Below are 8,774 nucleotides of genomic sequence, written 5' to 3'. Positions count from 1 at the left end.
CTCGTACAACTCGACCGCCTGGCGCCGGAACTCTTCCGAGTAGTTCTTGCGTGACATGACTGAAGATCATCTCGCTTCCCCAGCAGGTGCTGGATTCAGCGTGTCCAAGAACCGGGGTCAAGGCCCGTCTGCCCACGACCGTCATGCGCACCCTGAAGGCATGGAAGGTGCCCATCCCGGCTGACGAGTCCGCGGGATTCCTCCACTCCTGGCAGATCAGCGCGCACATGCTCGGCATCGAAGACCAGTACATTCCCGCGACGTGGGACCAGGCCGATTCCCAGGCCAAAGAGGTGCTGGATCCGGTGCTGGCTCCCACGCCCGAAGGCCTCAAACTCGCCGACATCCTCCTCGACCTCGGCGCGGGACTCGATCTGACTCTCCTGAGCAGACCGATCCTGGGGGCGCTGACGCGTTTCACGCTCGGCGATGAGATCGCCAACTGGCTGAACATCCCCAGAGAGTTGGTGTGGAGCACACTGCTCGAGACAGCGTGGGGGCCTTTCATCGCGGTACGGGAAGGGCTGCTTCCCTTCCCGCTGGCCCCGGAAGCGTACTGGACCTTCGACGAGCTTCTACGCCAATTCGTTCTGCTCTACATGTCCGAACTGCGGCCCATCAGCATCGAGATACCGGAATTCAACAATCCCAATTATCGCTGATGCTCAGATCGCCCGACCCGGATTCAGGAGCCCGGTTGGGTCGAAGACCGCCTTCACCCCGGTCATCAGCTCGTGTTCGGTCGGACCGATCATGGACTCGAGGTACGGCCGCTCGAGCACCCCGATGCCGTGCTCTCCGGAGATCGATCCACCGAGCGCCATGCAGTCGACGACCATGTCGTCGAAGGCCCGATGTGCACGAGCGGTCATCTCGGTGTCCGCCGCGTCGAAGACGATGGTCGGGTGCAGGTTTCCGTCGGCAGCATGCCCGAAGGTACCGATGAGAAGCTGATGCCGGTCGGCGATCCGTGTGATGGCGCGGAGCATGTCCGGTAACCGGGGCACCGGGGCACCGGGGCACCGGGGCACCGGGGCACCGGGACGGCAAGGTCGTCGAGCAGCGTACTGCCGAGACGTTCGAGTGCGGTCAACGCGACGCGACGGGCCTGGATGAATCCCTCGCCTTCGACCGGGTCGGTGGTCACGTAGACCTCGGTGGCCGCGGCGTCTCCGCACGCTTTCGCACACCGATCGACTTCCGTGAAGGAACCGTCGCCATCGCATTGGATGAGAAGCAACGCACCCGCCGATTCGTCGAGGCCCATATGAGCAGAAACTGATGTCCAAGGAGCGGGACGGCGCCAGCATCAACCCCGCCGCCATCCAACGCCGGATTCAGGCACTGTCCACCGAGCTGATTACCCTCGCCGCCGCCAAGAACACACCTCCTCGGAAGACCGCCGTCACGCGGGCACAATCGGATGAGGCAACGAATCAAACTTCGCGGGCATCTTGACGTGAGGCAATATGGGCCTGCGACTAGCCCTGCGCATTACAGATCCGCCAGGAACCCACAGTCCGTAACACCCCTTGCGCTGCACAGCATAGAAGCTGCGCGGCCAGTGCATCGACCCTCCCTGCGTGGGCGTTCTCCGTCATCAGCCCGCACCACCCGTCTGCGACTCCATAGGCCGGGTACGGCGATGTCGGACCGACCACCTGCCGAGCCGGGACATGCCGTACTATAGTCCAGGTAACTGGACTATAGTACGGCTTCACGTACTATAGTCCAGGTCGGAGCACCGACATACGACGCCGCAAGGAGGTGGGTGATCTTGGACTTGAACCGGCCCCTACAGACGGTCACGCCCACGGTTGACGGCGATGTTCTCGCTGCGCTAGCCGCCGCTCCCGAGGTCACATTTACGACCGGACAGTTGCACCGGGTACTCAGTCGCCATTCGGAGGAAGGCATCCGGAAAGTATTGCAGCGATTGAGTAAACAGGGAACGGTGCGGTCTTCGAGGGTGGGCAACGCGTTCGCATACCAGCTCAACCCTGACCACTTGGCTTTCCAGTACGTCGTGGGTCTCGCAAATCTGTTCGGGGAATTCTTGCACAAGCTGGAAAACACGTTGGGCGGCTGGACGACCCCACCCGTGTACGCCGCGGTGTTCGGTTCGGCCGCGCACGGAACGATGACACTCGACAGTGACATCGACATCTTTCTCCTTCGCCCAGACGCCGTCGTCGACGAAGTATGGGACGAGCAAGTAGCGGACCTACTCGCCGCCGTAACCAGATGGACCGGCAACGACGCGCGGGACTTGCAATTCACACAGAGTGAGATCGCCGGACAACAGCAGAAGGAACCCGTCCTGCAGGATGTGGCGAAAGAGGGCCTGACGGTAGCCGGCACACGATCAGACTTCACCCGGCTGCTGCGTAAAGGAAATCGGTAATGGCACGTGAGCGAAACTGCGACCGGGCCGTTCGCGCGGGACGAATGAAGAAGGCGGAACAATTCTCCAACGCGGCAATGACCGTCAAGGAGTTGGCCGATGAAGACGAAGATGTCGACGATGCGATCGTCACACTGTGGGTGCACGCGGGTATCGCCGCCTCGGATGTCATCTGTTGCGCGCGACTGGGCGAGTATGCACAAACAGACAACCACAACGAGGCCGCAACGCTACTTGGTACTGCAGAGAAAGGCATGGAGAAACATCTCCGGTTGCTGCTTTCGTTGAAGACAAAGGTGGGCTACACCCATACACCGACGAGCAGCGACGACGTCAAGCGCGCTGCCCGAGCCGCAGAAGCGCTAATCGACGCGGCACGCCGCGCAATCCGGAACGCACGAAACTGAGTATGGCTGCGCATCCGCATCAGGTACCGCCCCCATACAGCATTTGCTTCCTAGTCCATAACCGCAACCGCCTCGCCGACGATCAGCAGCTGGTCTGCCGGGAGTGCGCGCTCTGAGAACCCCGACACATCCCCATGTCTCGGATGCCTCCAGACTCCTCAAAACACGGTGCGCCCCTGAGGCCACCTGCCCGACCGGAGTCATCACCGCCGTGGTGTCACCGCATCGCGCACACTCGATCCGAGGGCACGGTGGCCTGACGTAGTCCTTCCACCGGGCCGCGTCGGCGGCCCACACCCCGTCCCGCTCCGCTCGATCAGCTCGAGGACCGTCACCTCGCAGGAGGGCCGCTATCGGTGTTGTCGCAGCGGTACTGTTCAGCGATCTCCTCAGCCTCCCGAGCCAGCCAGGTCAGCTCCCCCACCGCCTCATCCCCGAGCGACATCAGATCCACCCACTGGCACCGCGGCCCGCGGCCGATTCCCGACCCCCGAAGCGTTGGTCTGCCTCGCCGGCGTCGCCCCTTCCACCCGCCAGTCCGGGAAGGTTCGAAGCGTCGGGTTCCGTTGGGCCGCAGACAAACGACTCCGCGATGCCGTCACGCCAACCCGTGGGCGGCCGACCTCTACAACCGGGCCCTCGGCCTTCTCCCGACGCTTGGGGCACCACCGGAAACCGTCGAAGCGACGCCACCGGACGGCTGCCCGTACCCGCGTCCTTCCTTGCCCTTTTGTCCGCCACGGTACGAACGCGGGGTGCGGTTCAGAATCTCGGCGCGCATCCTGCGAGCCAGCTTCGAAAGGGAAGGTGCGCAGGGAGGCTACCGGTTGCCCAGTAGCCGGGTCCCACAACCGCACGGTGTCGTCGACCAGTTGCTCGTCCTCGACATTGCGGAACTCGATGCCAGCGGCGAGCGCAGCGGTCCGCCGTGCTGAGTTCTTGCTCCCGCAGAACACGAGCACACTTCCGGGCCACCGACGGCAAGCATGCGAACGTGACTTCTTTGGCAACCGCGATGCACTGCGTTGCCGGCGGCCTCGGCGTCACTGTCGCGCCCCGGTCGGCCGTCGCGACCGCTACGGAAGGGAATGGCCCGGCGACGGTGCGCTTCACCGCACCGGCACCTACCAGAACCATCGGTCTCGTGTACCGCGGTTTCACCGGCGCCGCAGACCGTATCCATTGGCTGGTATCGATTCTCGATGCAACCCGTCAGTCTTCGGTGGGTCGGTCTTCGGTAGGTAGGGGGCCCAGTTCCGCTTCGAGTGCTTCCTGCACCACCGCCATCGCGGACAGTCCGGCCGGGGCCCCGCAATAGGCGGACGCGTGGATCACGGCCTCGACGATCTCGGTGCGGGTCAGACCGTTGCGCAGCGCGCCGCGCACGTGCCCTCTCAGCTCACCGTGCGCGCGGAGGGCGATGAGCATGCCGAGATTGAGGAGGCTGCGACTGCGCCGATCGAGTCCGGGCCGGTTCCACACGGCTCCCCACACGTGTTCACTGACAAACTCCTGAAGTGCTTCGCCGTCCGTTCCGGCGGTCCGGGACAGGGCCCGTTCGACGAAGTCGGCGCCCATCACCTCCCGGCGCACCGCAAGTCCGGCCTCGACGGCAGGGCTGCGCTCACCGGTGTCGGCCGGTGCAGCGGATTCTTCGTCGGTCATCTGTTCACTCCTGTCCGGGTACCTACCTCGACACCCGGGACCACCCTATTTGTCCGGGCGGAACCGGCCGAGTTGATGCCGCAGGCAGCTCTCGAGATCGGGTCGCCGGAACTCGTGCCCGCGTTCGAGCAGGCGGCCCGGGGAGACCCTCTGATCTGCCAGCGCGAGTTCGCGGGCGCCCTGTTCACCGAGCAGCAGTTTCGGGCCGAAGTCGGGCACGGGGAGTAGAGAGGGCCGGTGCAGGACCGAGGCGAGAACCGAGGTGTACTCCTCGTTGCGCACCGGGTTCGGGGCGACAGCGTTGACCGGTCCGCTGAGTTCGGTGTCGAAGAGGGCACGGTGATACACGTCGGTCAGGTCGTCGATGTCGATCCAGGACAGCCATTGTGTTCCCGAACCGAGCCGGCCGCCGAGCCCCACCTCGAACAGCGGCCGCTGCAAGCGCAGCACGCCACCGCTCGGCGACTGGACGATGCCGGTGCGAACCTGGACCACGCGCACGCCCGACTCCGCTGCCGCGCTCGCCGCATCCTCCCAATCGGCAACCGTGTCGGCGAGAAAACCGTCGCCGCGCTCATCCTCCTCGCGCAGAATCTCGTCGCCACGATCCGGGCCGTAGTAACCGATCGCCGACGCACTGACGAACACCTTCGGTCCGTTGCCGGCGGCGGCCGCCATCTCCGCGAGCCGCCGGGTGGGATCGATGCGGCTCTCTCTGATCGCCCGGCGATGGGCGTCGGTGAATCGTCCGGCGATGGACTCTCCGGCGAGATGGATGACGGCGTCCACGCCGTCGAGGAGATCCGCGGCCGGTGCCTCGGTCTTCCATTGCCGTTCGCCGGCCGTGCGCGGAACGCCGCGCACCAACCGGATCACCCGATGCCCTCCCGTGGTGAGAAACGCGGTGAGCGCTCGACCCACGAGACCGGAGCTTCCGGTGACCGCGATCGTCAGCGGATCAGGCGTCAGCGTCAAGGCCCATCGATGCCGCGCGATGTCGCCCGCGAGTTGCCGGTGCCGGTACACGAACATCGATTCGAGGAATCGGCCCGGCACGCGGGTGTCGACTCGATCGGTCATCCGGGTTCGGTCTTCGGAGAGTTCCTCGAACAGGTGTGTGTGCCGCCACGGCACGAGCAGACGCAACGGCATCGACGCCGAGTAGTCGACGAACTGGCGCGGCGGATCGTAGGCCTGCGGATCGTGTTGCGCGTGCCACCGAAGACCACCCGGCATGCGAAGTTCCGCCGTGCCCGATTCCAGGGACTCCGCTTCCTTCGCGAGAGTCATCGGCTGCCAGGGCGGCGCCAGCCGGGTGAACGCACCGGGTCTGGTGTGCCAGGCGAACAACTGTTCCCGCGGGGACTCGATCACACTCGAATACACGATGCCCATCTCTCGACCATAGCGGCGCACGAACGGCAGCGGCACACGAACGGCAGCGGCACACGAACGGCAGCGGCGCCGGAGCGGAGACGGGTAGCGTGTGGGAATGGCACAGTTGCGTGTACTGGTCACTGGCGCTACCGGTTACATCGGCGGACGCCTCGCTCCCCGGCTCTCCGCAGCCGGGTACCGCGTCCGCGTGCTGGTGCGCTCGCCGGACAAACTGAAGGACGTCCCCTGGGCTTCCCATGTCGAGATCGTCCGCGGCGACCTCACGGACCCCGAATCCCTCTCTGCCGCCTTCGCGGACGTGGACGTTCTCTACTACCTCGTGCATTCCATGGGTGGCGGGGAAGAGTTCGAAGAGGCCGAACGGATCGGTGCGGAGAACGTTGCGACAGCAGCACGAGAATGTGGGGTGGGCCGCATCGTCTACCTCGGCGGCCTGCATCCCTCGACGGAAGACCTGTCGCCGCATCTACGTTCCCGCACACAGGTGGGCAACATCCTCATCGAATCCGGTGTTCCGACGATGATCCTTCAGGCAGGCGTCGTCATCGGTTCGGGCTCCGCATCTTTCGAGATGATCCGCCACCTCACCAACCGGCTCCCGGTGATGACGACACCACGATGGGTGAACAACCGGATACAGCCGATCGCGGTCCGTGACGTCCTCCACTATCTCGTCGCCGCTGCCGAGGCGCCGCTGCCGCAGAGTCGCGCCTTCGACATCGGCGGTCCCGACGTGATGCGGTACGGGGAGATGATGCAGATCTACGCGGAAGTCGCCGGACTGCGCCATCGCCGGATACTTGTACTGCCCGTGCTCACACCCACACTCGCGGGCCTGTGGATCGGGCTGGTCACCCCCATCCCGGTGGCGCTGGGCCGGGCACTGATCGAATCGTTGCGAAGCGACGCCGTGGTCGGCGAACACGACATCGACGCCGTCATCGCTCCGCCGGCCGAGGGGCTGACACCTTATCGGGAGGCGGTGCAACTCGCCCTGGCGCGCATGGACAAAGGTGAGGTGGAGACCACGTGGGCCAACGCGTCTCCGGTGGGCGCACCCTCCGACCGCTTCCTTCCGACCCGGACTGGGCAGGCGAAGTGGTCTACACAGACGAACGTAGTACGGAGTGCGACGCGGACGCCGCCACCCTGTGGGCGGTTGTGGAAAGCATCGGAGGCGAGAACGGGTGGTACTCGTTTCCCCTCGCCTGGTCGGTGCGCGGCTGGCTCGACCGTGCGGTGGGAGGCGTGGGCCTCACCCGCGGCCGGCGGAATGCCAAGCAGCTCAACACCGGTGATCCCCTCGACTTCTGGCGAGTAGAGCGCATCGAACGCGGCTCGCTGCTGCGGTTGCGCGCCGAGATGCGAGCACCGGGTGGCGCCTGGCTCGAATGGCGAGTCCACGAGGTGGGTCCACACCGCTCGCGCCTCGATCAGCGTGCGATCTTCTTCCCGAAAGGCCTGGCGGGCCGGTTGTATTGGTACTCGATCCTGCCTTTCCACGGAATCATCTTCAAAGGCATGATGGAGAACATCACCGGCACCGCCGCCCGTCGGATGAAGGACTCGGTGTAGTAGGTTCCCGAGCTCAGATCGTGCACAGAGGCTGAATTCCCTCTCTGCCACCGGTTGCCGGAGAAGTCAGGAACAGGCACGCGTTGTATCCGCGCGACTCGACGACACCTCGGATGTCCTTCCACCGCGCATCATCGACCCCGGGGGTGCGGGAGAGCACGAAGCCGGAGAACCGGGTCGGATCACCGACCAGGGCCCAGGAGTAGTCGTCGGCGATGTACGTCACCACATAGTTCGTGGGACCGTCGGGCGAATTCTGGAAAGGCACGCTGGGGAAGCTCACATGTAGTTGAGCGTTCGTCACCGGATCGTTGACACGTGCGTTCCCGTTGATGCCGCTGGCACCGCCGGTCCACGTGGTGCACGAATTGGCCACGCTCACATTGGATGGGTCGATGAGCGCGTACGTGGCTCGGGTGTCACGCGCACAATTCAGATTGAACGGCTGCGGAATCGCGGCGAGCTGATACCAGGTGCCCATGTACCGCTGAACGTCCAAGGACGGGATCGGGGCGAGGGGCTGCGGCAGCATGGGCTGTGCCTGAGCTGGAGTCGCGGCCATCAGCAGGCCGGCAGCGGCGGCCACCAGTCCGGTGGTGAAACCACGTGCTTTCGAGAGCCTCATGTCGAGTCCTTTCACGATCATCCGAGGTGATGCATCAGCGGGCAGACGAAATGGAGGGTCCGTTCCACCCTCTCACAGGACATTCGGCGTGCTCGGAAGATTGGATGGGTCCGGATTGGGAAACCTTTACCCATCCACCCTCGACATGGCTCCGAATGCCTGTCGATGGTGCGGTACGGCACCCCCACATTGAGAGAGGCAAATCCCATGAACATCACCACACGAGTTCTGGCAGTCGCGGCGAGCGCATCGATCGTGTTGCTTGGCGCGGCGTGTACCGACGACGACAGCGACTCGTCGAGCGCCACCTCCGCTTCGATGACCACCGAGTCGATGGCGACCGGGTCGATGACCGAGTCCGCCATGGCCGACCCGGCCGCGAACCTGGTAGGCCCCGGCTGCGCCGGCTATGCCGAGACGGTGCCGGAGGGCCCGGGCTCGATCGAAGGTATGGCCCAAGAGCCGGTAGCAACAGCCGCCGCCAACAACCCACTGCTCACCACGCTCACAGCGGCCATTTCCGGACAGCTCAACCCGCAGGTGAACTTGGTCGACACCCTCAACTCCGGTGAATTCACGGTGTTCGCGCCCGTCGACGAGGCATTCGCCAAGGTCGACCCGGCCACCATCGAGACGCTGAAGACGGATTCCGCTCTGCTCACGAAGGTGCTCACCTACCACGTGGTGCCCGGTCAGATAG

General features: G+C 64.9%; 8 protein-coding genes and 3 pseudogenes. 7 read left to right on the top strand and 4 right to left on the bottom strand.

Annotated features, from left to right (window positions below):
• Positions 1-128: 128 nt before the first annotated feature.
• Positions 129-662: pseudogene (locus WAW17_RS21005) on the top strand (oxygenase MpaB family protein); the annotation flags it as partial.
• Positions 663-665: 3 nt separating this feature from the next.
• Here the strand turns inward: WAW17_RS21005 and WAW17_RS21000 are convergent.
• Positions 666-1,285 (bottom strand): annotated as a pseudogene (locus WAW17_RS21000) (FAD-linked oxidase C-terminal domain-containing protein); the annotation flags it as partial.
• A 492-nt stretch (positions 1,286-1,777) separates the two neighbouring features.
• Between WAW17_RS21000 and WAW17_RS20995 the strand changes: the two are divergent.
• The 4 genes from WAW17_RS20995 (at position 1,778) to WAW17_RS20980 (ending at position 4,129) form a co-directional block, all read left to right on the top strand.
• Positions 1,778-2,404 (top strand): nucleotidyltransferase domain-containing protein, encoded by a 627-nt coding sequence (locus WAW17_RS20995; protein ID WP_422334845.1) that lies wholly within the window; start codon positions 1,778-1,780, stop codon positions 2,402-2,404.
• A gap of 44 nt (positions 2,405-2,448) precedes the next feature.
• Positions 2,449-2,811, top strand: coding sequence for a hypothetical protein (locus WAW17_RS20990; protein WP_422334844.1), 363 nt, complete (start codon positions 2,449-2,451; stop codon positions 2,809-2,811).
• 755 nt (positions 2,812-3,566) lie between these two features.
• Complete coding sequence (locus WAW17_RS20985; RefSeq protein ID WP_422334843.1) at positions 3,567-3,746, top strand: hypothetical protein; 180 nt, start codon at positions 3,567-3,569, stop codon at positions 3,744-3,746.
• On the top strand, positions 3,740-4,129 hold the full coding sequence (locus WAW17_RS20980) for a LysR substrate-binding domain-containing protein (protein WP_422334842.1): 390 nt from the start codon (positions 3,740-3,742) through the stop codon (positions 4,127-4,129). The genes WAW17_RS20985 and WAW17_RS20980 overlap by 7 nt, the downstream gene beginning before the upstream one ends.
• Here WAW17_RS20980 and WAW17_RS20975 read toward each other — a convergent pair.
• On the bottom strand, positions 4,024-4,476 hold the full coding sequence (locus tag WAW17_RS20975) for a carboxymuconolactone decarboxylase family protein (RefSeq protein ID WP_422334841.1): 453 nt from the start codon (positions 4,474-4,476) through the stop codon (positions 4,024-4,026). The two genes, WAW17_RS20980 and WAW17_RS20975, sit on opposite strands and share 106 nt — an antisense overlap.
• Before the next feature lie 45 nt (positions 4,477-4,521).
• Positions 4,522-5,871 (bottom strand): TIGR01777 family oxidoreductase, encoded by a 1,350-nt coding sequence (locus WAW17_RS20970; protein WP_422334840.1) that lies wholly within the window; start codon positions 5,869-5,871, stop codon positions 4,522-4,524.
• A 97-nt stretch (positions 5,872-5,968) separates the two neighbouring features.
• Between WAW17_RS20970 and WAW17_RS20965 the strand changes: the two are divergent.
• Positions 5,969-7,449, top strand: a pseudogene (locus WAW17_RS20965) (SDR family oxidoreductase).
• 13 nt (positions 7,450-7,462) lie between these two features.
• Here the strand turns inward: WAW17_RS20965 and WAW17_RS20960 are convergent.
• A complete protein-coding gene (locus WAW17_RS20960) occupies positions 7,463-8,074 on the bottom strand; it encodes a lipocalin family protein (RefSeq protein WP_422334839.1) in 612 nt (203 codons plus the stop codon).
• A 207-nt stretch (positions 8,075-8,281) separates the two neighbouring features.
• On the opposite strand from WAW17_RS20960, the gene WAW17_RS20955 reads away from it, so the two are divergent.
• Positions 8,282-8,774: fasciclin domain-containing protein (locus WAW17_RS20955; protein ID WP_422334838.1), on the top strand; the 493-nt coding region annotated here is incomplete at its 3' end.

This window comes from Rhodococcus sp. (in: high G+C Gram-positive bacteria) (assembly GCF_049286785.1).
GTDB lineage: Bacteria > Actinomycetota > Actinomycetes > Mycobacteriales > Mycobacteriaceae > Rhodococcus_F.
The sequence above is the reverse complement of the archived record's forward strand: the minus strand, read 5'-3'. Positions and strand labels throughout refer to the sequence as shown.